The following is a 25329-nucleotide window of genomic DNA, read 5'->3' as shown; positions in this document are numbered from 1 at the left end:
AATATGTTAAATTGACCCCTCAGGCGCCGGTCCCGGGAACGGCAGCAGCGTGCCCGTTGGAGTCGACACCGGTTCCGCCTGCGCGACGCCGTCGAGAATGGCCAGGCGCACAGCCTCAGCCGCAGCACTTTGGAGTTCGATGAGCGCGGCAATCGGCACGTCAGGATGGGGCACCAGTTTGTTGGCACAGGTGGCCAGGGCAAAGATCGTGTCACCGTCCGCCAGTGTGTGGACGGGATTGAGCGCCCGGGCCATGCCCGCATGGGCTGCGGTCGCCGTGCGCTTGGCCTCCGCCACCGTGAGCACGGCATTGGTCGCCACCACCACCAGCGTTGTGTTCAGCCCCTCCCCCGCCACGGGTGCGGTGGCACCGGGCCGCCACGGGATGCCGGCAGCATTCACCACGGCAAGGGCTCCCACCACGATGTGTCCGTTCGCCCCTGTCAGGTGGACGGATGCCGTACCCAGGCCACCCTTGAACCGGCCGGCCCCAATGGCCGCTCCGGTCCCGGCACCTGCATTCCCGCGGACGACGTCGGCCCCTTCAGTTGAGCCCGCAGCGTCCAGCGCCGCTTCGTAGCCCATCGCGGCGTTGGGCCGGGCTGAGAAGTCGCCGCCGCGGCCCAGGTCAAAGATGGCTGCGGCGGGAACTATGGGCACAACCCCGCCGGGCACAGGGAAGCCGCGCCCATTTTCCTCGCACCAGCGCTGCACCCCGCCGGCGGCTGCCAAACCATAGGCGCTGCCGCCCGTCAGTGCCACGGCATCCACGGTGGGCACCATGGTTGTGGGATCCAGTGCGTCAGTCTCATGTGTTCCGGGTCCGCCGCCGCGGACGTCAACGGACCCGATGGTGCCCGCCGGCGGCAGGACAACGCTGACGCCCGTGAGCCATCCGCCGCCGCGGCGTTGGGCCTGTCCGACGCGGATGCCCGGCACATCAGTGATGGACCCGACGGTGTGGCTGGGGGGAACTGCTCCGGCAGTGCCGCGGGAAGAGCCCGCCGGCTCCCCTGCCGCCGGATGCTTCCGTGCTGCCGGAAATTCGTGTGCTGAGTTGTCGTGGGACATTTGCCGTGCTCCTTCGCTGCCGCCGGACGCCGTGTCCCTCGATTATGTCCGCGTCCGGGCCCGGGCACCACATCCGCAAACAGGTGCCCTGCACGAAACAGCGCCTGCCCCGCGAATCAGCTGTTGCCCAACAGCTGGTTCGCGGGGCAGGCGCTGTTTCGTGCAGCGTGTGCGGCGGCACCGGCGGGATCGGCCGGATCAGCCGCCGGCGGCGCTGTGGCCCTTAGAGGTAAGGCTTGACGTTGTCTTCGTAGGACTTGGTGATTGAGGCCGACGCTGTGGCGAACGCCGTTGCCGGGTCCGCCTTGGCCAGCAGGATCTGTTCCAGCGCCGTGGTCAGGTCCTTGTCGCCGTTGGGGACAAAGACGCGGCCCCAGTCCTGGACCCGGGTTGTGGCAAGCTGGTCCACTGCCGTGCGGAACTGCGGGGTCTTGGCGTAGACGGCCTGCATGGTATCGCCCTCGAGCGCCGAGGTGCGCACCGGCATGTAGCCGGTGTTGGAGGAGAAGTACGCCGTGTTCTCTGCATTGGTCAGGAACTTCAGGAACATGCCGGCGGCCAGCTGCTGCTCCGGCGATTTGCCGGCGGGGATGGCCAATCCGGTACCGCCGGTGGGGCAGGCGGCTCCTTGCGGGCCTTCGGGCAGGAAGCCCGTGCCGATGCCGAACTGGGCGGACTCGATGATACCGGAGAGGGAACCCGTGGAGGCAATGGTGCAACCCGTGAGTCCTGCCCCAAAGTCAGCTACCTGGTCCTTGGCTGTGACCACGGCACTCTTGTCGTCGTAGATGATCTTCTGGAGGTAGCCGGCCGCCTCGAGCGCTTCGGGCGTGTCCAGGGTCATGGTCCAGTCCTTGGAGTAGGCGCCGCCGGCGCCCCACAGCATGTTGCAGAACCACCAGGCAGTCCATGAGGTGCCTTTGCCCAAGCCCAGCGGCGTTACCCCGCCGGCGGCCTGGATCTTCGGCGCCCACTCATCAAATTCGGTCCAGGTCTTCGGCGCACGGTCGGGCAGACCGGCCTTTTCCCACACTGACTTGTTGTAGTAGAACAGTGGCGTGGAACGTGCGTAGGGCACGGCCCAGTGCGAGCTCGAGTACTCATAGTCGTTGTACAGGGTGGTGTTGAAGTCGTCAGTGCCGAACTCCAGGTGCTTGGCCAACTGGTCCAGCGGCAGGATCTGGCCGTTGATCATGTAGCGGAACCACCACACGTCACTGGCAATGACCAGGTCGGGGACGTTGCTGGATCCCGATGCAGCCTGGAATTTCTGGGCCACCTCGTCGTAGTTTGCACCGGCAGTGACCAAAGTGACCTTGATGCCGGTCTCCTTGGTGAAGTCCGCAATCATTTTACTTTCGAGGTCCTTGGACGTGCCGGGGTGGTTTGACCACCAGGTGATCTCCGTGGCCGGGGTGATGGAAGCCCAATCGACAGCCTCATCGCTGGCAGCTCCCCCAGCCTCGCCCACGGCGGGCCCGCCGCAGGCGGCCAGTGCCGCCGTGCCGCCCACCAGGGCCGCAAGCTGCAGCAGTTGGCGCCGGTTCAGGTTTGCAAACGGTGAAGCGGTCATGATTCTCTCCTTGATGAGGTTGCCTGTCCGCATGATTGTTGCGATTTCCAGGCGTAGTTGACACGCGCCTGCGCTTGCAGGCCACGTCGGGGCAAATGAAAGCTGTGGGGCCTCAGCCCGTCACGGAGCCGGCGGTGAGGCCGGAAACGATGCGGCGCTGCAGCAGGAAGAACACGATCAGAACGGGAACGGTGATCAGCACGGTGCCCGCCATGAGGACACCCCAGTTGGTGACGCCGTCGTTATTTTGCAACAGGGTAAGGCCCACCGGAAGTGTCATCATTTCGGCCTTGTCCACGACCAGCAGGGGCCACAGGTATTCGTTCCATTCGGCAACGATGGAGACCAGCGCCACGGCGGCGATCGTGGGCGCCGAGATCGGGACCACGAACCGCCACAGCCTGGTCCAGTGGCTGGCACCGTCCAAGGCGGCGGCCTCCAGGATGGAGACCTCCAGGGTCAGGAAATGTTGGCGGAACAAGAAGGTGCCGAAGGCGCTGGCCAGTCCCGGCACAATCAAGCCCTGGTAGGTGTTGATCCAGCCAAGGTCCGAGATCAGCGTGTAGTTCGGGATGATCACGATCTGCTGGGGCACCAAAAGTGCAAAGACCACCAGGCCAAACACAAACTTCTTGAACGGAAAGTCCAGGAACACGACGGCGTAGGCGGTGGTCAGACCCAGCATGATCTTCAAGCCGGCACCGACGATCGTGGTGATCAGGGAGTTGATGAAGAAGTTGCCAAAGGGGACCGCATCCAGGGCCCCAATGTAGTTGGACAGGTCGAAGCTCTCCGGCAACCACTGGATCGGGACCGTGTAGATTTCCGTTTGTTCCTTGAAGCTTGCCAGCATCATCCACACAAGCGGCAGAATCATGGTTGCGACGGCGAGCAGCATCAACAGGTAGCCGCCGACGCGGGGTTTGGCCGCAGCCGACCTTCGGGCATCCCTGCCGGCCGTGCCGCTGCCGGCCGTGCCCGGCCGCATGTCAGCAGGCGTCACCATGGTTTTCCCTCTCTCATCGAGGCTCATCAGTAGTGCACCTTCTTCTGGACATACAGCATTTGCACAGCCGTGACCGCCAGCAGGACGAGGAACAAGATGGTTGCGATGGCCGAGGAATATCCTGCCTGGCCGGCCCCGAAACCCTCCTGGTAAATCTGGTACATCATGGTGGTGGTGCCCTCCAGCGGGCCGCCCTTCGTCATGGCCTGGATGATGTCAAAGGACTGCAGCGAACTGAGCAGGGTTGTGATCGAGAGGAAGAACGTTGTCGGTCCCAGCAGCGGCAGCACCACGTTGCGGAAGGTGGAGAAGGCCCCGGCACCGTCCAAGTTGGCGGCTTCGAGCAGGTCCCGCGGCACAGCCTGCAACGCTGCGAGGTAAATCAAGGCCACATAGCCAAGGTTCTTCCACAGGTACACGATGATGATCATGGGCAGTGCCCACTGCGGGTCGTTGTACCAGTCAGGTGAAGCAATCCCTAAGGCGCCCAGGACAGCCCCAATCACACCAAAATTTGGATCAAACACGAACAGCCAAAGCAGGCCGACGGCGATCCCGGACAGGACGTAGGGTGCCACAACGACTGTGCGGGCGAGCCCGGTGCCGCGCAGCTTTCTATTGAGCAACAGGGCCACGGCGAGACCGATCACCATGCCTCCCCCAACTGTCACCAGGGTGAAGACCACCGTAACCCTGACCACGTTGACAGTGGTTGGATCCGTGAACCAGTTGACGTAGTTGCCAATCCCCACGAAGCGCGCGGTTGCCGATCCGATGTTCCATTGCAACAGTGAGTACTGCAGCGACTGCACGAGCGGCTTGTACGTGAAGATGATCAACAGGGCCACGTTGGGCCCCCCAAAAAGCAGGAACAACAGCCACGACTTCCATGGCCTGCGGCGCTTGCGCTGCAGGACCACTCCCCCGCTCTTTTGTTGGCTGCCGCCGGGATTCGGCGTCAGGGCTGTGGTGGCCAGTTGCGCCATGTCCCTAGCTGCCCACCGAAACCGGGCGTTGCGAGGCCTGCACTGCCTCCGCTGCCGCAGCCCTGGCGGCCTGGATCAGCTCCGGATCATCGGTGCAGATCCCGTCCGCGCCCATGTCAAACAACTCACGCGCACGCTCGCTGTCATTGACTGTCCAGACCCAGGCCAGGAGACCGGCAGCGTGGATGGTTTCAATGTCCTCCTGGTCCAGCCCGCCCTCCCAGATCGAGACGCCTTCGCCGTTGTTGTTCAAGGCAAAGGCAATGGCTTCGGGCAGGCCGCGCGCGGCAAATTCTTCCTCCCCCGTGTCACCCGGCAGGAGCGCGCGGAGCTTGTCGAGCCTGCCGATGCAGAGCGGGTACACCGTTGCTTCGGGAACCTTCCCGACCAATTCGGCCAGGGCATTCCAGTCCGCTGATGAGGCAAACCAGTCAAGTCCGGCAATGCCTGCCACGACCTCAGCGACCGGCCCTGTAGAGGCCGCGTCCTTGAGTTCAATGTTGACACGCACCTTGCCGGCGGCCAGCTTCAGCACCTGCGCGAGCGTGGGCACATATTGCCCGCCGCCTGCGTCCAACAGGCCCAGCTGGCGGGCCGTGAACTCCGTAATGCTGCCCGTGCCGTTGGTGGTGCGGTCGGCTGTGTCGTCGTGAATGACGACCGGGATCCCGTCTGCCGACAGGTGGACGTCAAGTTCGATGCCGTCAACCCCCAGTTCAACGGCACGGGAAAAAGCGGACAGCGTGTTCTCCGGGAGGTGCGCTGAAACCCCTCGGTGGGCATAGATGCGCATATGTTGGCACTCCTTGCAATGGTGGTCAGAGGGGCAGTCCACACCCTGTCGGCGTGTGTCCCTTCGGCTTCAGTGACCAAACTACGGAGTGCAATGTCCATTTTGGTGGCGGCAAGGTGGACGGCAGGCAAACACGCCTAAAATTGTTGTGCCACATCAAAACTGAGCCACTCAGCCCCTTGCCAACCCCGTCCAGGGGCCGGGCCCCTGCGCACCTTCGAGGAGTGCCCGCCCAAAAACAAACCAACCCGCAGTTGTGGTCGTAAAACACTTGAATTCGAGGTGTTTTGCGACCACAACTGCGGGTTGGTTGGTTGCAGAAAAGGGTGGGCCAGAGCAGTGGGCCAGAGCAGAGGCCCAGAACAGAGGGGGCTGGTGCCTAGTCCAGCGGCACGGGGGTGACGCCCAACGGCGCAAGCCGCTCCGCACCGCCGTCGGCCGCTGTCAGGACCCAGATGCCCTTGGCGTGGACAGCCACGGAGTGTTCCCAATGGGCCGCGCGGGCCTTGTCAGCCGTGACAACTGTCCAGTCGTCCTGCAGCGTGATGGTTTCCAGCCCCCCGCGCACCAACATGGGCTCAAGGGCCAGGCACATGCCGGGCTTGAGCTTGGGGCCGCGGTGCTTGGACGAATAGTTCAGCACGTCCGGGGGCATGTGCATGGCGGAGCCGATGCCGTGGCCGACGTAATCTTCCAGGATGCCCAGTTCCTTGCCAGGTTGGGAGGTGACGTACTCGTCAATGGCATCGCCAATGTCGCCAACGTACTTGGCGGTGGCCATGGCGGCAATGCCACGCCACATGCTTTCCTCGGTGATGTCGCTGAGGCGGCGGTCGGCCGGGTCCTCGGCTGCGGGGCCGCCAACAATGGTGCTGCGGGCGGAGTCGGAGTGCCAGCCTTCAACGATGGCGCCGCCGTCGATGGAGATCACGTCACCGGCCTCGAGGACACGCGGGCCGGGGATCCCGTGGACCACTTCTTCGTTCACGGAGGTGCAGATGGTTGCCGGGAAGTCGTAGTAGCCAAGGAAGTTTGAGGTGGCCCCGGCCTTCTTTAGCTCCGCGGCGAAAATGGCATCCAATTCACCTGTCGTGACGCCCGGGGCGACGGCAGCAATGGTGGTGTTCAGCGCAGCGTCAAGAATGAGCCCGCTGCGGCGCATGATGCGCATCTGGTCGATGGTCTTGTATTCAATTTTTTGCTGGCCAAACGCCATGTAAGAACCCTTTCGTCAAAATGCCGGAGGGCTCCTCCCCAATAACGCGGGAAGGAGCCCTCCTTCACAACCCGGCACCTGTGCGGCACCGTTGATATTGCTTCCTGCCAAGTGGGGCAGGCTAGACGTTTTTGATGGCGTCCATAAGGCGTGCCGTCACGTCGTCCATCTCGCCCAAACCGTCAACCTTGGCCAGAATGCCGCGCTCCGCATAGCGGGACACTACAACCTCGGTTTGTTCACGGTAAAGATCAAGGCGGTGGCGGATGACCGCTTCGGTGTCATCGCTGCGACCCGTCTCCAGTGCCCGCCCCAACAGGCGCTTGACGAGTTCTTCGTCGTCGGCAGTCAGCTGTACGACGACGTCGAGGCTTGCCTCAGCGGCGGCCAGGATGTCGTCGAGTTCATCCACCTGGGGTGAGGTGCGCGGGTAGCCGTCCAGGAGGAACCCGTCAGCAACGTCATCCTGGGCGAGCCGATCACGGACCATCCGGTTGGTGACACTGTCAGGGACGAAGTCACCGTTGTCGATGTATTTTTTCGCTTCCAGGCCAAGCGGTGTTTCACCCTTGACGTTGGCGCGGAAAATATCGCCGGTGGAGATGGCAACAATGCCAAGCTCCCCACAGATTCGTTCGGCCTGTGTGCCTTTGCCTGACCCGGGAGGTCCAATAATCAGCATTCTTGTCATCGCAGTAGCCCTTCGTAGTGACGTTGCTGTAGTTGCGCATCAATCTGCTTGACCGTCTCCAAACCAACACCAACAACAATGAGGATGGAGGTGCCGCCGAACGGGAAGTTCTGGTTGGCTCCGACCATCACCAGGGCGATGAGCGGAATCAAGGCGACAATGCCCAGGTACATCGAGCCCGGGAGCGTGATGCGTGAAATAACGTACTGGAGGTAGTCCTGTGTGGGACGTCCCGCACGGATGCCGGGGATGAACCCGCCGTACTTCTTCATGTTGTCGGAGACTTCTTCGGGGTTGAAGGTGATCGCGACATAGAAGTAGGTGAACCCGATGGTGAGCAGGAAGTACATCAACATGTAGATCGGGTGGTCACCACGGGTGAGGTAGTTGTTGACCCATTCAATCCAGGCCGGTGCATCTGCCCCGTTTGCCGGTGTGGCGAACTGGGCCACGAGAGCCGGCAGGTACAGCATCGAGGAGGCAAAGATGACCGGGATAACGCCGGCCATGTTGACCTTGATCGGGATGTAGGTGCTGGTTCCGCCCATGGTGCGGCGGCCGACCATGCGCTTGGCGTACTGAACAGGAACCCGTCGTTGGGACTGCTCAACAAAGACGACCAGCGCCACAACCAACAGACCGATGACCATGACCATCAGGAAGGTGCCCCAACCCTGGGTCTTCAGGATGGCGCCCAAGGAGGTAGGGAACATTGCCGCAATGGCAACGAAGATCAACAGGGACATGCCGTTGCCGACGCCCTTTTCGGTGACGAGCTCGCCCATCCACATGATCAAGCCGGAACCGGCGGTCAAGGTGATGATGAGCAGCAGGATCGTGACCAAGTTGTCGTTGGGGATCAACGCGCCAGGACTTCCAGCGGCACCACAGCCGGAAAAGAGTTGCCCGGACCGTGCCAGTGTCACCAGGGTTGTGGCGTTGAGCAAGCCCAAGGCAATGGTCAGGTAACGCGTGTACTGGGTCAGTTGTCCCTGGCCCTGTGCACCTTCAAGGTGCAGTTCCTGGAAGCGGGGGATCACAACACGCAGCAGCTGCACGATGATGCTCGCCGTAATGTAGGGCATGATGCCCAAGGCAAAAATGGAAACCTGCAGCAAGGCGCCGCCGCTGAACAAGTTGACGAGCTGGTAGATGCCCTGGCTTGTGTCAGCAGCATTCACGCACTGTTGGACATTTCGGTAATCAATTCCAGGCGAGGGGATAAAAGCACCCAGGCGGAAGATGGCAAGAATTCCCAGCGTGAACAACAACTTGCGTCGCAGATCAGGCGTGCGAAAGGCGCGGCCAAATGCGGATAGCAAGCGTCCTCCTGATGTCTAGTAATGGCGTTGGCTTCTGAAATGAAGCCCAAGGAAAGAGTCTAGTGGGTGATCTGACTCTCTTTGAAACTGTGACCGTCGAACAAACCCGAAGACTCGCCCAAAATGACACACGCCCAACAAAACGAAAGACCCCTGGCGGGCGGAACATGAGCTCCGCCCACCAAGAGTCTAGTCGCTAGATGTGCGCAATTGTGAACTTTCTACAGTTCAGTGGTGGTGCCACCTGCAGCAGTGATCTTCTGTACTGCGCTGGTGGAGAACGCGTCGGCGGCGATATCAACCTTGACGGTGATTTCGCCGGTGCCGAGCACCTTCACGAGCTGGTTCTTGCGAACCGCGCCCTTTTCAACCAATGCCTCGACGGTGACAACGCCACCTTCGGGGAAGAGCTCGTTCAGCTTGTCCAGGTTTACAACCTGGAACTCAACGCGGAACGGGTTCTTGAAGCCACGCAGCTTCGGCAGGCGCATGTGCAGCGGCAACTGGCCGCCGGCAAAGCCAGCCTTGACCTGGTAGCGGGCCTTGGTACCCTTGGTACCGCGACCAGCGGTCTTACCCTTGGATCCTTCACCACGGCCGACACGGGTTTTAGCCGTCTTGGCACCGGGTGCGGGACGCAGGTGGTGGACCTTCAGTGCGTTCTGCTTTTCAGCAGTTTCAGTAGTCTTCTCAGCCACTTTACTTCGTCTCCTCAACCTTGATCAGGTGCGGAACCGTGTTGATCATGCCAACAGTCACTGCGTCAGCCGAGCGGACAACAGTGTGACCGATGCGCTTGAGACCCAGTGAGCGAAGGGTATCCTTCTGGAACTGCTTGGCGCCAACGACGCCCCTAACCTGAGTGATTTCCAGCTTCTTTTCGGAAACCTGAACATTCTTCGGTGTAGTCATTACAGACCTGCCTTTTGCATATTGCGCAACAGCACAGCCGGAGCAACTTCGTCCAAAGGCAGGCCGCGGCGAGCCGCAACAGCCTTGGGATCTTCCAGGCCCTTCAAGGCAGCAACAGTTGCGTGAACAATGTTGATGGCGTTGGAGGAACCCAGTGACTTGGACAGCACGTCATGGATGCCAACGCATTCCAGGATGGCGCGGACCGGGCCACCGGCAATAACACCTGTACCAGCAGCAGCCGGACGCAGCAGAACGACGCCGGCAGCGGCTTCACCCTGTACGCGGTGCGGGATGGTCTTGCCAATCATGGGAACGCGGAAGAAGGACTTCTTGGCTTCTTCAACACCCTTGGCAATAGCTGCGGGAACTTCCTTGGCCTTGCCGTAGCCGACGCCAACCAGGCCGTTGCCGTCACCAACGATGACGAGCGCGGTGAAGCTGAAGCGACGACCACCCTTGACAACCTTGGCAACGCGGTTGATGTTGACAACGCGCTCGATGAACTGGCTCTTTTCAGCCTCGCGTCCACCGTCGCGCCCACGGCCACGGCCACCGTCGCGACCGCCTTCGCGGCCTCCACGAGCACCGTCGCGGCCGCCACGGCCACGGGCGTTATCGGCGCCTGCAGCTGTCTCGGTCTTCGCGGCTGCACCGTCAGTTGCAGTTGCTTCTGACACAGTGTTCTCCTTGTTAATGTTCTCGGTCACAGTGCCAGACCGCCTTCACGTGCGCCATCAGCAATGGCTGCGACACGGCCGTGGTAGCGGTTACCGCCACGGTCGAAGACAACAGCTTCAATGCCGGCAGCCTTGGCACGCTCTGCAACGAGCTCACCAACGCGCTTGGCCTTGGCGGTCTTGTCGCCGTCGAAGGCGCGCAGATCGGCTTCCAGGGTCGATGCCGACGCCAGGGTCAGCCCCTGGGTGTCATCGATGACCTGCACGAATACGTGGCGGGCTGAACGGTTGACCACGAGACGCGGACGTACAGTGGTGCCGCTGACGCGCTTGCGAACGCGCAGGTGACGACGGCCGCGTGCTGCGGCCTTGGACTTTCCTCTTACGGACAGTGCCATGTTACTTACCAGCCTTTCCGACCTTGCGGCGGATGATTTCGCCGGCGTAGCGTACGCCCTTACCCTTGTACGGGTCGGGCTTGCGCAGCTTGCGGATGTTGGCAGCAACTTCGCCCACCTGCTGCTTGTCAATGCCTGACACGGAGAGCTTAGTGGGGCTCTCGACTGTCAGTGTGATGCCCTCGGGTGCCAGAATGGCAACCGGGTGGCTGTAACCAAGAGCGAACTCCAGGTCCTTGCCCTTGGCGACTACACGGTAACCGGTACCAACAATTTCCAGCTTCTTCTCGTAGCCAGCAGTGACACCGATGATCAGGTTGTCAATGAGGGTGCGAGTCAAACCGTGGAGTGAACGCGAGTTGCGCTCATCGTTGGGGCGGCTGACCGTGACGGTGCTTTCTTCGAGTGCAACCGTGATGGGGCTGGCAACAGTGAGTTCCAGCGTTCCCTTCGGGCCCTTGACGGAAACCAGGTTGTCATCAACCTTGACCTCGACGCCGGCAGGCACGGAGATGGGGAGACGTCCAATACGTGACATAGTTCTTTCCCTTCTCTCTCTACTACCAGACGTAGGCGAGGACTTCCCCACCCACGCCCTTCTTGGCAGCCTGACGGTCGGTCAAAAGACCTGAAGACGTCGACAGGATGGCGACACCCAACCCACCCAACACGTTGGGGAGGTTTGTGGACTTTGCGTAAACGCGCAGTCCGGGCTTGGAAATGCGGCGCAGGCCGGCGATTGAACGCTCGCGTGCAGGTCCGTACTTCAAGTCGATGGTCATCTTCTTGCCAACCTCAGCGTCTTCAACCTTCCAGGCAGTGATGTAACCCTGTGCCTTGAGGATGTCGGCGATGTGGCCCTTGAGCTTGCTGAACGGCATGGACACTGTGTCGTGGTGTGCCGAGTTTGCGTTGCGCAGACGCGTAAGCATGTCTGCGACAGGATCTGTCATTGTCATTTGGGCGCTTGCCCTTCCTCGTAACGGTTTCCTTCGCGTGGCACTGAAGGGGTGAAATCAGATTTCAACACTTCATGCCCGCCGAACGGACCTGTTACGTAGATTATTTATCTTCGGATTTGAACGGGAAGCCAAGCGCCTTGAGCAGCGCGCGGCCTTCGTCATCTGTCTTGGCTGTGGTAACGACGGTGATGTCCATGCCGCGGGGGCGGTCAATGGAATCCTGGTCGATCTCGTGGAACATAACCTGTTCGGTCAGACCGAAGGTGTAGTTGCCGTTGCCGTCGAACTGCTTGCCGCTGAGGCCGCGGAAGTCGCGGATACGGGGCAGTGCGAGGGTGACCAACCGGTCAAGGAATTCCCACATGCGGTCTCCACGCAGAGTTGCGTGGCAACCGATCGGCATGCCTTCGCGCAGCTTGAACTGTGCAATCGACTTGCGGGCCTTGGAAACCTGGGGCTTCTGGCCGGTGATGGCTGTGAGGTCACGGACGGCGTGGTCGATAAGCTTGGAGTCCTTTGCGGCATCTCCAACACCCATGTTGACAACAACCTTCACCAGGCGCGGAACCTGGTTGACGTTCCCGTAGCTGAATTCCTCGATCAAGGACGCCTTGATTTCCGCTGCGTAGCGGGCCTTCAGGCGAGGAGTGATCGTGTTCTCTGCAACTGAGGCGCTCATGGCAGGTCCTTCCCTGAGGTCTTGGCAACGCGGATGCGTACTTGACGCTCGCGGCCATCGCGCTCAACGGTGTCGATGCGGTAGCCAACGCGAGTCGGCTTCTTCGTGGACGGATCCACTACAGCAACGTTGGAGATGTGAATGGGTGCCTCGACTGTCTCGATGCCACCAGTGTTGGTGCCACGTTCGGTCTGACCGGCCTTGGTGTGCTTGGTAACACGGTTGACGCCCTCGACCAACACGCGGTTGGTTTCGGAGTACACCTTCAGGACCTTGCCCTGCTTGCCACGGTCGCCGCCACGTTCAGCCTTGGCGCCTGTGATGACCTGAACCAGGTCACCCTTCTTGATCTTTGCCATAAGTTACAGCACCTCCGGAGCCAACGAGATGATCTTCATGAACTTCTTGTCACGAAGTTCACGGCCGACCGGGCCGAAGATACGGGTACCGCGGGGGTCCCCGTCAGTCTTGAGAAGCACTGCTGCATTCTCATCGAACTTGATGTAGGAACCATCCGCACGGCGGCGTTCCTTCTTGGTGCGAACGATGACAGCCTTGACGACGTCACCCTTCTTTACGTTACCGCCGGGAATTGCATCCTTGACGGTGGCGACAATGGTGTCGCCAATACCTGCGTAGCGGCGCCCAGATCCACCGAGAACGCGGATGGTCAAGATTTCCTTGGCCCCCGTGTTGTCGGCGACCTTAAGCCGCGACTCCTGCTGAATCACTAGTATCTCCTGTTCGTCGCGCCGGTTCTTGGCCATACAAACTTCTATGGACAAGCCTTGCGGAACGTATTGTTCGGGATGTCTCTCGACGTGCCTGGATTTTGCCAAAACACGCCTAAATACCTCATGCCAACTGCACTTTCCGCACCGGCTGCATGGAAAAATTCCATGACCGAACGGAAGTTTGTAGTGGCACGAGTATTTACGAGGAAATTGCACACCTGACTGCCGCGACCGAAAACGGTCACACAGAAAAAGCGCAGCAATAAATAATCCTAGCACGACGGCGGAACCTGGCCGTACGCTGCCGGCCCGCCAAAAGCGTTACCTCCCCCACACCACGCACCTTCGCGCTGGTATCGGCATTCTCTCGGCACTATCCGACAACCGGCCGCGGCGGCCTTATTGTCTCCTTTACGTCGCCTACGAGAACACCGGCACCAGCGCTGATTCTCGGCGTCACGCCGTCGAGCATCGGGGTGTTAAACGGCGTTGGGCCCGCCGCCACAAGTGGCAACGGGCCCAACAATTTAGTACTCAGCCACGCACAGGTGCGTGAACCGCCTACTTGGCCTTTTCGAGGATCTCGACGAGGCGGAACCGCTTGGTGGCGGACAGCGGGCGAGTCTCGCTGATGATGACCAGGTCGCCGATGCCGGCGCTGTTCTCTTCATCGTGAGCCTTGTACTTCTTGTTGCGTCGCAGAACCTTGCCGTACAGGGCGTGCTTGACGCGGTCTTCGACCTCGACAACGATGGTTTTGTCCATCTTGTCGGAGACGACGAAGCCGCGAAGCTTCTTGCGATCGCCGCGGACAACAGTCTCCGCGGCTTCAGTGTTGTTTACAGAATCGCTCACTTGGCGTCCTCCTCGGGTGTTTCAGCCTTCTTGGAGGCCTTTTTGGCTTCCTTGTCAGCCTTCTTGGAGGCCTTCTCCACGGGTGCAGCGGCAACCACGTCCGGGCGAATGCCCAGCTCGCGTTCGCGCAGCACCGTGTAGATGCGGGCGATGTCGCGCTTTACAACGCGCAACCGTCCGTGGCTTTCCAGCTGGCCGGTGGCCGACTGGAAGCGCAGGTTGAACAGTTCCTCTTTAGCCTTACGGAGCTCTTCGCCCAGACGTGCGTTATCGAACCCGTCAAGCTGTGCAGGGGCAAGTTCCTTGGAACCAATGGACATCTCTACTCACCACCTTCGCGACGCACAATGCGTGCTTTCAACGGCAGCTTGTGGATTGCCAGGCGCAATGCCTCGCGTGCTACCTCTTCTGATACACCGGAGAGTTCAAAAAGAACACGGCCGGGCTTGACATTTGCGATCCACCACTCGGGCGAACCCTTACCGGAACCCATGCGGGTTTCGGCAGGCTTCTTCGTCAAGGGACGGTCAGGGTAGATGTTAATCCACACCTTGCCACCACGCTTGATGTGACGGGTCATGGCGATACGAGCGGACTCGATCTGGCGGTTGGTTACATATGCAGGCGAAAGAGCCTGAATGCCCCACTCACCAAACGAAACCGTGGTACCGCCAGTAGCCTGCCCGGAACGACCCGGGTGGTGCTGCTTGCGGTGCTTTACTCGACGTGGGATAAGCATTTAAGCCTGTCCTCCTTCTACTGCCGGAGCCGCAACCTCTGCAGCTACAGGAGCCTGAACCGGGGCAGCTGCCTCGGTGCGCTCAGGACGGTCGTTGCGACGACGGTCGCCACCGGCACGGGGACCGCGGGCTCCGCGGTCATCGCCGTCACGGCGCGGGCCGCGGCCACGGGCAGGAGCAGCAGCTGCCTGGGCAGCCAGTTCCTTGGACGTGACATCGCCCTTGTAGATCCAGACCTTGACACCGATGCGGCCGAACACGGTCTTGGCTTCGAAGAAGCCGTAATCGATGTTGGCGCGCAGGGTGTGCAGGGGCACACGACCTTCGCGGTAGAACTCGGTGCGTGACATTTCAGCGCCACCCAAGCGACCAGCACAAGCGACACGGATGCCCTTGACACTGCCGGTGCGCTGAGCGGACTGCATTGCCTTCTTCATCGCGCGGCGGAAAGCCACACGTGAAGTCAGCTGCTCGGCGATGCCCTGGGCAACAAGCTGAGCGTCTGCTTCCGGGTTCTTGACTTCCAGGATGTTCAGCTGAACCTGCTTGCCGGTGAGCTTTTCAAGCTCGCCGCGGATGCGGTCTGCTTCTGCTCCACGGCGACCGATGACAATACCGGGGCGTGCTGTGTGGATATCCACACGAACACGGTCACGGGTGCGCTCGATCTCAACCTTGGAAATGCCGGCGCGATCCATGCCCGTGGACATGAGTGCGCGGATCTGGATGTCTTCCTTTACGAAGTCCTTGTACCGCTGGCCGGGCTTGTTGCTGTCCGCGAACCAGTGTGAACGGTGATCCGTGGTGATCCCGAGTCGGAATCCGTGCGGGTTTACTTTCTGTCCCACTTAGCGAACCTCCTCTTTCTCGGGTGTAGCGACAACCACAGTTACGTGGCTGGTGCGCTTCTTGATCTGGAACGCACGACCCTGAGCACGCGGCTGGAACCGCTTCATGGTCGGGCCTTCGTCAACGAAGATTTCGCTGATGTACAGATCGTTCTCGTTGAACGCGACGCTGTCGCGATCTGCCAGAACGCGGGCGTTAGCCACTGCGGACTGGACTACCTTGAATACCGGCTCCGAAGCTGCCTGTGGGGCAAACTTCAAAATCGCCAATGCCTCATTCGCCTGCTTGCCACGAATCAGGTTGACGACGCGCCGGGCCTTCATAGGCGTTACGCGCAGATGACGCGCACTTGCCTTGGCTTCCATTGCTATCTCTCTCTCGTCTTAGCCGTAAATGCAGGCGCCTAGCGGCGCTTGCCCTTACGGTCGTCCTTGACATGGCCGCGGAATGTCCGCGTGGGGGCGAATTCGCCGAGCTTGTGCCCGACCATCGACTCGGTAACAAACACGGGGATGTGCTTGCGTCCGTCATGCACGGCGATCGTGTGACCCAACATATCGGGGACGATCATCGAGCGGCGGGACCAGGTCTTAATTACGTTCTTGGTACCCTTTTCGTTCTCCCGAGCTACCTTAACAAAGAGGTGCTGGTCAACGAAGGGACCCTTCTTCAGGCTACGTGGCATGTCTCCAGGCTCCTATCGCTTGTTCTTGCCAGTACGGCGGCGACGAACAATCAGCTTGTCGCTCTCTTTGTTGGGACGGCGGGTACGGCCTTCGCGCTTACCGTTCGGGTTGACCGGGTGTCGTCCACCGGAGGTCTTACCTTCACCACCACCATGCGGGTGATCAACAGGGTTCATGACAACACCGCGGACGGTCGGGCGTACGCCCTTCCAGCGCATACGGCCAGCCTTGCCCCAGTTGATGTTCGACTGCTCAGCGTTGCCAACTTCGCCGATGGTCGCGCGGCAGCGCGCATCAACGTTGCGGATTTCGCCGGAGGGCAGACGCAACTGGGCGAACTTGCCTTCCTTGGCTACGAGCTGAACAGAGGCACCAGCTGAACGAGCCATCTTGGCACCGCCGCCGGGACGCAGCTCCACAGCGTGGATAACAGTACCCACGGGGATGTTGCGCAACGGGAGGTTGTTGCCAGGCTTGATGTCAGCTGCGGCGCCGGCTTCCACGAAATCGCCCTGGCTGAGCTTGTTCGGGGCGATGATGTAGCGCTTGGTGCCATCAACATAGTGCAGGAGGGCAATGCGCGCTGTGCGGTTGGGATCGTATTCGATCTCAGCTACACGGGCGTTGACGCCATCCTTGTCGTGACGACGGAAGTCAATCAGACGGTAGGCACGCTTGTGGCCACCACCCTTGTGACGAGTCGTGATACGACCAGTGTTATTGCGGCCACCCTTTTTGGGCAGGGGACGGACCAGAGACTTCTCCGGCGTCGACCGCGTGATTTCTGTGAAGTCGGCAACGCTCGAGCCGCGACGGCCCGGGGTTGTCGGCTTGTATTTACGGATTCCCATAGTATATTTCCTCGTTAAAGTGGTCTCCGCTTAAGAAAGCGGACCGCCGAAGATGTCAATCGTGCCCTCGCGAAGGGAGACAATGGCGCGCTTGGTGTTCTTGCGCTGTCCCCATCCGAACTTGGTGCGCTTACGCTTACCGGCACGGTTGATGGTGTTGATCGAGTCGACCTTGACGGAGAAAATTTTCTCCACGGCCAGCTTGATCTCGGTCTTGTTCGAGCGGGGGTCGACCAGGAAGGTGTATTTGCCTTCGTCGATCAAGCCGTAGCTCTTTTCCGAGACGACGGGTGCAAGCACTACGTCGCGCGGATCCTTGATGGTGACGGCGCTCACTTGGCGTCCTCCTCAATAGTCTGGGCAGCTTCGCCGCCGGCGGGAACAAAGCCTGCGGCCTTGGCCTCCTCGACCGTTGCGAACCAAACCTCGGCCACAGTGGCGTCATACCAGCGTGAACCAGGCACGTGGTACTTCATGGAGTCCTTGTTGCCCTTGATGGTGCCCTGGGCATCATCTTCGGCTTCTTCAGAAACCAGGTCTTCAACCAGCAGCATGCTCGAGGCGAAAGCCTCAGAGGCGGCGCGGCCGGAGACGAAGACGTCGTAGGCAGCCCGTGTGAAGACAATGTCATCGGAAACGAGCACGTCGTAGGTGTTGAGCTGATCAACGTACAGGACGTGCAGGTTGGTGATGTTGCGGACGCTCAAGGCGGCAACGTCGTTGGCGCGCTCGATAACAACGAGCACGTTCCGGCGCGTTGTTACGGCAGCCAAGGTGGCCATTGCAACCTTGGTGGACGGCGTGGTGCCGGCAACCAGTTCAGCGATGACGTGGATACGGCCGTTGCGTGCCCGGTCGGAGAGGGCGCCGCGCAGGGCAGCAGCCTTCATCTTCTTGGGTGTGCGCTGGCTGTAGTCGCGAGGGGTCGGACCGTGGACAACGCCACCACCGGTCATGTGAGGGGCGCGGATGGAACCCTGACGGGCACGACCTGTACCCTTCTGAGCATGCGGCTTGCGGCCTGCACCGGATACTTCGGCGCGGGTCTTGGTCTTGTGGGTACCCTGGCGGGCAGCAGCAAGCTGAGCTACGACAACCTGGTGCAACAAGGGCACGTTGGTCTGTACGTCGAAGATCTCAGCAGGCAGGTCAACCTTTACAGTAGCCATTTACTTATGCTCCCTTCACGGCGGTGCGTACGAATACGACCTGGCCGCGGGCGCCGGGAACGGCACCCTTGATCAGCAGCAGCGACTTCTCGGCGTCAACACCGTGAACCGTGAGGTTCATGGTGGTTACGCGCTCGGCACCCATACGGCCTGCCATGCGCATACCCTTGAAAACGCGGCCTGGGGTGGACGCGCCACCGATGGAACCGGGCTTGCGGTGGTTCTTGTGTGCACCGTGCGAGGCCGGGGCGCCGTGGAAGCCGTGACGCTTCATGACACCGGCAAAGCCCTTACCCTTTGAAGTGCCGACGACGTCGACCTTCTGGCCGGCTTCGAAGATCTCAACTGAGAGCTCCTGGCCGAGGGCGTAGGTGTCGGCGTCTGCGGTGCGCAGCTCGACGACGTGGCGGCGAGGCGTGACGCCTGCCTTTGCGAAGTGACCAGCCAAAGGCTTGGTTACCTTGCGAGGATCGATCTGGCCGTAGCCGATCTGGATCGCTACGTAGCCATCAACCTCTGCGTTGCGCAGCTGGGTGATGACATTGGAGTCGGCCTGGACGACAGTTACAGGAACAAGCAAGTTGTTCTCGTCCCAGACCTGGGTCATGCCGAGCTTCGTGCCCAGGATGCCCTTAGTGTTTCGGGTCGCGGTCATAGTTTCTCAGCACCTCCCTACAGTTTGATTTCGATGTTCACGTCGGCCGGCAGGTCGAGACGCATGAGCGAATCAACTGCCTTGGGCGTGGGATCAATGATGTCGATCAGTCGCTTGTGCGTGCGCATTTCAAAGTGCTCGCGGCTGTCCTTGTACTTGTGAGGCGAACGAATTACGCAGTAAATGTTCTTCTCGGTGGGCAGCGGCACGGGGCCTACTACCGTTGCGCCTGCGCGCGTGACCGTCTCAACGATCTTCCGGGCTGAAACATCAATAACCTCGTGGTCATATGACTTCAGCCGGATGCGGATTTTTTGTCCCGCCATGGCGTCGTGACTCTCTTTCCTGTAACGAAGCATCCTGTAGGAGCAATGCTGTTGACGTAAACGCTGTTTACTTTTCCTGTTCAAATGTGGCATTCACAGCCACGCTTCCAACGAACTGAATCCGGATAATTCCGGGTTCCTCAATCCATCGAAGCTCCGACCCCCGCGGTCGGGCGTGTCGCGAATAATTCACGCACGTACCCGCACTAACTATGCGAAGGAAGGTTATGTTTGGGCTTCAGCTTGGACCCTGCATCGAGCATTATCTCGACCGGGACACGAAAAAGCACTTGAACAACTCAATAAGTATGCCGGATTCTGCGGCTGAACGCGAATCGGGGCATGCACGTTGTTCACTGCTGCAGCGGGGAAATACCGCTCCGGGACCGTCCTTGACAGGCGTGAGATGCTACAGGCGTGAGTAAAGTCACGGGAGATGGCGGGGTGTCCGGGCCCTCAACCATGGGCTCAATGGCGGCAGTCCCCACCCACAGGGTTGGCGGGCGGTGGATCTCATTCTTTGCACTGAGCTGGTTTGGTGTGTGGATTGCTCAGCTGACGCCGGTGCAGCTCCTCCTCCCCCTGCAATTGGAGAAATTCCTCAACACCACTGATTGGGTTCAAAACGTCCTTGGCTTCGGCTACATTTCAGGCATCGCAGGTTCCTTTGCCCTCGTCGCCTACCCGCTTACCGGCGCACTCTCCGACCGCACCACGTCCCGTTTCGGCCGCCGTCGGCCCTGGATCGCTGCAGGGACGGCGGGCTTTGCCATCTCCCTGGTCTTCCTTGGCATTCAGACGTCCCTGCCGGGGATCGGGATCTGCTGGGTGGCGGCCAGCACGTTCTTTTGCGTCCTCACAGCGGCCTTGACGGCGGCGATCTCCGACCAGGTGCCGGTCGGCCAGCGCGGTTACGTGTCGGGCTGGATATCTGCGCCGCAGGCAATCGGCATCATCGCCGGCCTGGTGCTGGTGACAGCGTTGGGGCTGAGCACCTTCGGCGGCTATGCGCTCCTGGCGGGCCTGTTGGTGGTGCTTGGACTGCCATTTCTGCTCCTGGTGCCCGATGCCGTGCTCCCGCCGGGATTGGTGTCGCCGCTTACCTGGCGGTCCCTGCTGCAGGGCATGTGGATCAGTCCCCGGCTGTTCCCCGACTTTGGCTGGACCCTGCTGAGCCGTATTCTGGTGAACCTCGGCAACGCCTTTGGCACCAGCCTGTTGCTGTACTTCCTCATGTACGGCCTCAAGGTGCCCGACGCCGAGGGCTCGCTTATTCTGCTGACACTGATCTACATGCTCTTTGTGATTGTCGCATCGCTGTGGCTGGGCCGGCTCTCCGACAAATTGAGCCGGCGCCGCGTATTTGTGTTTGGTGCTTCCGTGCTCCAGGCCGCCGCCGCCTTGATCCTGGCCTTCGTCCCCAGCCTGGAGGCCGCCACCGTCGCGGCGGGCCTGCTGGGTCTGGGCTATGGGTGTTTCCTTTCGGTCGACCAGGCCCTGGCCACCGAAGTGCTGCCGGACCAGCTCTCCCGCGGCAAGGACCTGGGCATCATGAACATTGCCCTGACTGTGCCGCAGGCGTTCGCGCCCATGCTCGGGGCCCTGCTGGTCAGCGCCGTGGGCGGCTTCACCCTGCTCTTCGTGGTCTCCGGGGTCACCGCGCTGGCCGGGGCCTGGGCCGTGGGGCGGGTCAAGGGCGTCAGGTAAGCACGACGGCGCGTCCCGGCACCCGTTGCCTCCCCGCCCGGGTGCGGGTCGGCTGGCAGGGAGTTGCCGTCGTCGGCTGTCCCGGCCACCATCCCCGTCACGGCTGCGGCGGCGGGCCCTGCTGCCACTGCGGTGCGGGTGGCAGGGGTGCGGATTGCTGTGGCGCGTATTGCAGCGGCGGCGGACCCTGCTGCCATTGCGGCGCTCCGGCACCGTACGGGGGCGCCTGCCCGCCGGGCCCCGCGGGCACGCCGTCGTTCCCTTGTGGCTTCTTGCGGTTCAACCGCCAAATGGCGAAGGCAATCAAGCCCAAGGCCAGCAGCGCAAGCAATACGTACGTGAAGCCGCGCAGGTACCAAATGACAGCGGTTGCAACACCAACGGCGCCCCAGATGGTGAAGACGCGTTCGTCAAGCCCCATGCCAACGGCCAGCAGCGCCACAAAGACCAGCAGCGAAACGACCTGCTGCAGGGGGTCGCCGCTGAAGATGGTCAGGACACCACCCAGGCTCGCCGCAGCTGCCGCGGCCATGAGCAGTCCCTTGCCGGCCGGCGCCTGCTTGGCCCGGTAACGGATAACGGCCAGGGCGGCCAGCGCCATTGCCGTCCACTGGACGAACCAGTAGACGCCCAAGTCAACATAGACGCTGCAGGCCCAGAACCAGACAAACGCTGCGGCGATCACGGCCAAGTCCATGGCCAGGCGGCGGCGCGCTGCCGGAGCCTCGACACAGCCAAGCACGGCAACGGCTGTGAAGGCCGTTGCGCCCAGCAGCGCCGTCGTGTCATCGCCCAGGGTCCACAGCGCAAAGAAGGCGCCGCCACCCAGGGCCACGGAAATCAAGGCTCCGCGCTGCACCTGCGGGTCCCGGACCAGTGACAGCAGGATCATGCGCACCATGTACAGGGCGCCCACAACCACCACGAACCCGGCGAAGGACGCATAGCCCGGGCGCTCCACCAGATCGGAGACCTGGCTGCGGAAGAGGAATGCGGACAATAGCACCATGAGTGAGCCGGGCAGTGTCAGCCAAGAAATCTTCATGGCATGGGCACCGGCCAGGAGCGCCAGCCCCGCCACCAGCCACATCGCGGCAAAAATGCCGGTTGCCGCTGCACTGTCCACAATCGTGGCCGTGGCGAGGAAGCTGCCCGTGGCCACCAGCCAGTACCAGCGCATCTCAGGCGCGGCCGGCTCGCTGGTGCAGCGCCAGGCGACGGCGGCCACACACAGTCCGAGCAGAATCAGTGCCGTGGCACCGGGCCACATCACTGGTGCAATCACCGCCGCCCCGCCAATGACGGCAACAATGGCCAGGTAGGAGGCGCCGCGCTGCTTCAACCAGAGCTGGGCCGCCAACGCTGACACCGCCAGGACCACCAGTTCAACCGCAACCACCCACCGAAGCGCAGTGCCCTGGGGCTGGAAGCCGCGGGACTGGACTACATAGGTGAAGGGCACCAGGACCTGCGCTGCCAGCAGCAGCCACAACCCGGCCCGCAGGAGCTGCTCCTGCCCCACCTCCGCATTGAACCGCCCAGGCACGCCTGCAACATACTGCAACCCCAGCTGAAGCAGCAGCACTCCCGTCAACACCAGCGACACCACTGCGAGGTGGTCCGTCAGCTCCCGGACCACAATCCAGGCCAGCCCAAACACGGCAACCCTGGCGAGCAGGAAGTGCAGGCCCCTGAGGAGTCCGCTGCCCGCCCGGGCCGCGAGGAAGCCAGAGGTGGCGGCAAAGATCCCAACGACCACGGCCGCCTGCGGACGGTCGGCCAGTGACAGCAGCGAGAGCATGGCCAGCGCCCCGGGCGCTGCCCACAGCACCGCAGGCATGACGTCACTGCGCAAAGTGCCGGAGGCGGCAAGGGCAGCCACCGCCGCGGCCGCCAGCACCACAGCCGTCCGAGCCGGCCAGGGCCCAGGACCCGGTGCGAAGGCTGCCGGTGCCGCCACGAGAACAACGGCGGCCAGCGTCAGCCCGACGTCGACCGACATCCCGGCGACGGTCCGGCCCTGAACCGCCACCACCGTGAGGATCACCAGTTGCGGAAGCAGCGCCACGAGCAGCACGGTGCCAAGGCCTACCGCCGTGCCGGCGATGGCCGTGTCCGGATCGAATTCCCGCCACAGCTGGAAAAGTGCAATGGCCAGCAGCAGCGACACTGCCCTGGCCGCCCGCCAGTACGTCCAGCGGTGCAGGCTTCCCTTCTGCTTGTGCAACAGGCTGCCCGCGACCAGCAGGTAGGCCAGCCCCGCCGCCCAGGCAAGGCTTGCCCCGCCGGCGTCGAACACCGGTCCCGTGCACAGTGCCGCAATGGCAAGGTACGACGGCGCCACCAGCTCCGCGCCCGAGAATCCCCCGCCGCGGGGCAGCTTCGCCAAGGACAGCACGGCCGCGGCCACGCCCATGGCAAGGGCGGAAACCAGGAACTCCACCCGCAGCTGGGGAAGTGTCGGCGTTCCGAGGAAGGAAAAGTTGGCCTGGCCCGCGTAAGAGACCGAGAGCAGCACCACCAGGCCGGTTCCCACCACGGCCCAGGCTGCGGCCGAATAGCTGGTGGCCGGGTTGCCGGCACCAGACTTGGCCAGCATGGCATCGGCCAACAGTTGCGCGGCGGAGATCACCGCCATGACGGCGAGGATCAAGTGGGCCTTGCCCGGCTGGGCAGGGATGAAGTGCGCCAGGGCAGCCGCGGCAAATGCGCTCACCAACACCCGCGCCACAATCAGCATCGCATGCCCCACCGTGGTCTTCCTTGCAGACAGGTGCCGGGCAGCCGAGTAGAGCACGCCAATCGCCGTGAGGGCCATCCAGTCTGACGCGGACAGGAACGGCGAACACAACACAGTGACCGCAACTGCCGGGAGCGGCAGCCACTCCCCCTTGGGCAGGAACGCCGGCACCACGGCCATGGCCGTCGCCAGTGCAACGGCCAGGCCCAGGGCCCCAAAGGGTGCGTAGTCCGATGCCGCACCAAAGGGCAAGGCCAGGCCAACGGTCCACGCCATGGACCCCGCGGCCACCACAGGGACACTGGTGAACACGTCCACGTCCACCCATCGCGCATCGCCAAGGAAGACTGCCAGCTGTTCACGGCGGTAGGCCAGGGCAACGGCCTGCAGGGCCAGCACCAACGTGAACGCCCCGGCCGACCACGCGAGGTCTGGCTGGATCAGCCAGCCTATGAACGGTGCCGCAAGAGTCACGGAGGCCCTGAGGCCCAGGTAGTTCCACCTGCGCATGGCCGGGGCACAGATGGCCGCCATGACAGCGTAGTAGATGGCGCCGGCGAGCAAAACCAGGGTGTGGTCGGCGGCGTTCAAGGCCAGTGAAAAGAAGAGCGATCCGGCAATGCCGACGGGCGCAAACCAGGGACCCAGATCTGACAGCGGCTTGGCATACAGGCTCGGTTCGCCCTCACCCTTGCGCAGCAGGTGGCCGGCCAGGGACAGGAGCGCCGAGAAGACAATCAGGGCAGCAAAATACCAGGCCAGGGCGGCACCCAGGACCGCCACGGACGACCATGCTGTGGAGAGCAGGAAAGCAAGGGAAAGGTACACAACCAGCCGGCTTTGCAGCCGCACCGCCGCGACGATATAGGCCACAGTGCCAATCAGCGAGGTCACGAGCCACACGGCCGGAGCGTCGGGGAAGCCCAGGTTGTATGTGGCCAGGCCCGCGAAGGGGATGATCGCCAGGGCCGTGCCGGTAAAGGCGACGGCCGCCGGCTTGAGCCGCGCAACCTTGCTGTGCAGCATCAGTCCTGCGGCATAGAAGAGCGCCGTCGCCAGCCAGACACCACCCAGACGGACGGGCACCGGCTGGCTGCTGCCAACGAACAAGGCCGCTGCGGCCACCATCAGCAGGCTCGCAACATACAGGGTGATGTTGATGTTCTGCGTTTCCCGCCGGCTCTTCCGGGCTGCCACCGCGGCAGGGTCAAGAGGAACAAGGCGGGGATGCTGCTGCATTGGCGGCAGCTGCCGCTGCATGGGCGCCTGCATCCGCGGCGGCACCACGGGAACACCCTGGCGTTGCGTGGGCGCCGGCATCGCATTCTGCGAAGGCGCCATGGGTGTGCTGATGGGAGCCTGAGGGCGTGCAGACTGTGACGGCAGTGCATTTGCCGGGGCCACGGCAACCTGTGCCGCCGGGATGGTGGGAACAGGAGGCACAGCCTGCCCCGGAGCAAATTGGTGAACGGGAGCCGGAGCCTGGCCCGACGGGATCGGCTGGGCGGACTGAGCGGCCTGCGTAGGCTGGACCGCCTGTGACACATTCGCGGCCTGGGATGAAAGGGCATCACGCCAACCGGCGAGGTGGCCCGCCAAGTAACCCTGGCCGTACGCCTCTTGCACTGCGGACGGCGCGGGACGCTGGGCCGGAAATTCGGGTTCCGAAGGCTGGTTCATGCGACTCCCCTAGTGACTGTAAGTTCCCATCCTAAGCTACAGGGTGTA

Annotated in this window: 30 protein-coding genes; 1 reads left to right on the top strand and 29 read right to left on the bottom strand. The window is 62.2% G+C overall.

The window, feature by feature from the left end; translation table 11 throughout:
- Positions 1-6: 6 nt before the first annotated feature.
- From AC1L6K_RS05455 to rpsJ, 28 genes are all read right to left on the bottom strand, one after another.
- Positions 7-1071: a P1 family peptidase gene (locus tag AC1L6K_RS05455; protein ID WP_480951701.1), complete on the bottom strand. Its 1065-nt coding sequence runs from the start codon at positions 1069-1071 to the stop codon at positions 7-9.
- Between the two features lie 223 nt (positions 1072-1294).
- Positions 1295-2644: an ABC transporter substrate-binding protein gene (locus AC1L6K_RS05450; protein WP_480951700.1), complete on the bottom strand. Its 1350-nt coding sequence runs from the start codon at positions 2642-2644 to the stop codon at positions 1295-1297.
- Between the two features lie 112 nt (positions 2645-2756).
- Positions 2757-3677, bottom strand: a complete 921-nt coding sequence (locus AC1L6K_RS05445) for a carbohydrate ABC transporter permease (RefSeq protein WP_480951699.1) — start codon at positions 3675-3677, stop codon at positions 2757-2759.
- Positions 3677-4636 (bottom strand): carbohydrate ABC transporter permease, encoded by a 960-nt coding sequence (locus tag AC1L6K_RS05440; RefSeq protein WP_480951698.1) that lies wholly within the window; start codon positions 4634-4636, stop codon positions 3677-3679. The genes AC1L6K_RS05445 and AC1L6K_RS05440 overlap by 1 nt, the downstream gene beginning before the upstream one ends.
- A 4-nt stretch (positions 4637-4640) precedes the next feature.
- Positions 4641-5429, bottom strand: coding sequence for a glycerophosphodiester phosphodiesterase (locus AC1L6K_RS05435; RefSeq protein WP_480951697.1), 789 nt, complete (start codon positions 5427-5429; stop codon positions 4641-4643).
- Between the two features lie 379 nt (positions 5430-5808).
- Positions 5809-6645: a type I methionyl aminopeptidase gene (map, locus tag AC1L6K_RS05430; RefSeq protein ID WP_480951696.1), complete on the bottom strand. Its 837-nt coding sequence runs from the start codon at positions 6643-6645 to the stop codon at positions 5809-5811.
- 121 nt (positions 6646-6766) lie between these two features.
- On the bottom strand, positions 6767-7327 hold the full coding sequence (locus AC1L6K_RS05425) for an adenylate kinase (RefSeq protein ID WP_480952700.1): 561 nt from the start codon (positions 7325-7327) through the stop codon (positions 6767-6769).
- A gap of 5 nt (positions 7328-7332) precedes the next feature.
- A complete protein-coding gene (gene secY, locus AC1L6K_RS05420) occupies positions 7333-8658 on the bottom strand; it encodes a preprotein translocase subunit SecY (protein ID WP_480951695.1) in 1326 nt (441 codons plus the stop codon).
- 221 nt (positions 8659-8879) lie between these two features.
- Complete coding sequence (gene rplO / locus AC1L6K_RS05415; RefSeq protein WP_480951694.1) at positions 8880-9356, bottom strand: 50S ribosomal protein L15; 477 nt, start codon at positions 9354-9356, stop codon at positions 8880-8882.
- 1 nt (position 9357) lies between these two features.
- The gene (rpmD, locus tag AC1L6K_RS05410; protein WP_480951693.1) at positions 9358-9570 is read right to left on the bottom strand and encodes a 50S ribosomal protein L30; all 213 of its coding nucleotides are present in this window, start codon (positions 9568-9570) and stop codon (positions 9358-9360) included.
- Positions 9570-10280: a 30S ribosomal protein S5 gene (gene rpsE, locus AC1L6K_RS05405; protein WP_480951692.1), complete on the bottom strand. Its 711-nt coding sequence runs from the start codon at positions 10278-10280 to the stop codon at positions 9570-9572. The genes rpmD and rpsE overlap by 1 nt, the downstream gene beginning before the upstream one ends.
- Positions 10277-10648 carry a 50S ribosomal protein L18 gene (gene rplR, locus AC1L6K_RS05400; RefSeq protein ID WP_444529739.1) on the bottom strand — a complete coding sequence of 124 codons (372 nt, stop codon included), beginning with the start codon at positions 10646-10648 and terminating at the stop codon, positions 10277-10279. Before rplR ends, rpsE begins: the two co-directional genes overlap by 4 nt.
- Before the next feature lies 1 nt (position 10649).
- Complete coding sequence (gene rplF, locus AC1L6K_RS05395) at positions 10650-11186, bottom strand: 50S ribosomal protein L6 (protein ID WP_480951691.1); 537 nt, start codon at positions 11184-11186, stop codon at positions 10650-10652.
- Between the two features lie 22 nt (positions 11187-11208).
- Complete coding sequence (gene rpsH, locus AC1L6K_RS05390; RefSeq protein ID WP_038464673.1) at positions 11209-11607, bottom strand: 30S ribosomal protein S8; 399 nt, start codon at positions 11605-11607, stop codon at positions 11209-11211.
- 103 nt (positions 11608-11710) lie between these two features.
- The gene (gene rplE / locus AC1L6K_RS05385) at positions 11711-12289 is read right to left on the bottom strand and encodes a 50S ribosomal protein L5 (RefSeq protein ID WP_480951690.1); all 579 of its coding nucleotides are present in this window, start codon (positions 12287-12289) and stop codon (positions 11711-11713) included.
- Positions 12286-12648: a 50S ribosomal protein L24 gene (gene rplX / locus AC1L6K_RS05380; protein ID WP_480951689.1), complete on the bottom strand. Its 363-nt coding sequence runs from the start codon at positions 12646-12648 to the stop codon at positions 12286-12288. The genes rplE and rplX overlap by 4 nt, the downstream gene beginning before the upstream one ends.
- Before the next feature lie 3 nt (positions 12649-12651).
- Positions 12652-13020 carry a 50S ribosomal protein L14 gene (gene rplN / locus AC1L6K_RS05375; protein ID WP_480951688.1) on the bottom strand — a complete coding sequence of 123 codons (369 nt, stop codon included), beginning with the start codon at positions 13018-13020 and terminating at the stop codon, positions 12652-12654.
- A gap of 564 nt (positions 13021-13584) precedes the next feature.
- The gene (gene rpsQ, locus AC1L6K_RS05370; RefSeq protein WP_480951687.1) at positions 13585-13878 is read right to left on the bottom strand and encodes a 30S ribosomal protein S17; all 294 of its coding nucleotides are present in this window, start codon (positions 13876-13878) and stop codon (positions 13585-13587) included.
- On the bottom strand, positions 13875-14198 hold the full coding sequence (gene rpmC / locus AC1L6K_RS05365) for a 50S ribosomal protein L29 (protein ID WP_480951686.1): 324 nt from the start codon (positions 14196-14198) through the stop codon (positions 13875-13877). The genes rpsQ and rpmC overlap by 4 nt, the downstream gene beginning before the upstream one ends.
- A gap of 2 nt (positions 14199-14200) precedes the next feature.
- Positions 14201-14617 carry a 50S ribosomal protein L16 gene (gene rplP, locus AC1L6K_RS05360; protein ID WP_038464683.1) on the bottom strand — a complete coding sequence of 139 codons (417 nt, stop codon included), beginning with the start codon at positions 14615-14617 and terminating at the stop codon, positions 14201-14203.
- Complete coding sequence (rpsC, locus tag AC1L6K_RS05355; RefSeq protein ID WP_480951685.1) at positions 14618-15466, bottom strand: 30S ribosomal protein S3; 849 nt, start codon at positions 15464-15466, stop codon at positions 14618-14620.
- Positions 15467-15832, bottom strand: a complete 366-nt coding sequence (gene rplV / locus AC1L6K_RS05350) for a 50S ribosomal protein L22 (RefSeq protein WP_038464687.1) — start codon at positions 15830-15832, stop codon at positions 15467-15469. It lies immediately after the preceding gene.
- Between the two features lie 38 nt (positions 15833-15870).
- Positions 15871-16152, bottom strand: a complete 282-nt coding sequence (gene rpsS, locus AC1L6K_RS05345; RefSeq protein ID WP_018773666.1) for a 30S ribosomal protein S19 — start codon at positions 16150-16152, stop codon at positions 15871-15873.
- Between the two features lie 12 nt (positions 16153-16164).
- Complete coding sequence (rplB, locus tag AC1L6K_RS05340; protein WP_480951684.1) at positions 16165-17004, bottom strand: 50S ribosomal protein L2; 840 nt, start codon at positions 17002-17004, stop codon at positions 16165-16167.
- A gap of 30 nt (positions 17005-17034) precedes the next feature.
- On the bottom strand, positions 17035-17340 hold the full coding sequence (gene rplW / locus AC1L6K_RS05335; RefSeq protein WP_038464693.1) for a 50S ribosomal protein L23: 306 nt from the start codon (positions 17338-17340) through the stop codon (positions 17035-17037).
- Positions 17337-18173, bottom strand: a complete 837-nt coding sequence (gene rplD, locus AC1L6K_RS05330; RefSeq protein ID WP_480951683.1) for a 50S ribosomal protein L4, sunset domain variant — start codon at positions 18171-18173, stop codon at positions 17337-17339. The genes rplW and rplD overlap by 4 nt, the downstream gene beginning before the upstream one ends.
- 4 nt (positions 18174-18177) lie before the next feature.
- Complete coding sequence (rplC, locus tag AC1L6K_RS05325; RefSeq protein ID WP_480951682.1) at positions 18178-18828, bottom strand: 50S ribosomal protein L3; 651 nt, start codon at positions 18826-18828, stop codon at positions 18178-18180.
- A gap of 17 nt (positions 18829-18845) precedes the next feature.
- Positions 18846-19154: a 30S ribosomal protein S10 gene (rpsJ, locus tag AC1L6K_RS05320; RefSeq protein WP_038464699.1), complete on the bottom strand. Its 309-nt coding sequence runs from the start codon at positions 19152-19154 to the stop codon at positions 18846-18848.
- A 417-nt stretch (positions 19155-19571) separates the two neighbouring features.
- On the opposite strand from rpsJ, the gene AC1L6K_RS05315 reads away from it, so the two are divergent.
- Positions 19572-20861 carry an MFS transporter gene (locus tag AC1L6K_RS05315; protein ID WP_480951681.1) on the top strand — a complete coding sequence of 430 codons (1290 nt, stop codon included), beginning with the start codon at positions 19572-19574 and terminating at the stop codon, positions 20859-20861.
- Positions 20862-20958: 97 nt separating this feature from the next.
- On the opposite strand, the gene AC1L6K_RS05310 is transcribed toward AC1L6K_RS05315, so the two are convergent.
- On the bottom strand, positions 20959-24942 hold the full coding sequence (locus tag AC1L6K_RS05310; protein ID WP_480951680.1) for a hypothetical protein: 3984 nt from the start codon (positions 24940-24942) through the stop codon (positions 20959-20961).
- Between the last annotated feature and the right edge of the window lie 387 nt (positions 24943-25329).

It is taken from the genome of Specibacter sp. BI4 (genome assembly GCF_056680095.1).
This window is presented reverse-complemented; position numbering and strand designations above follow the sequence as displayed.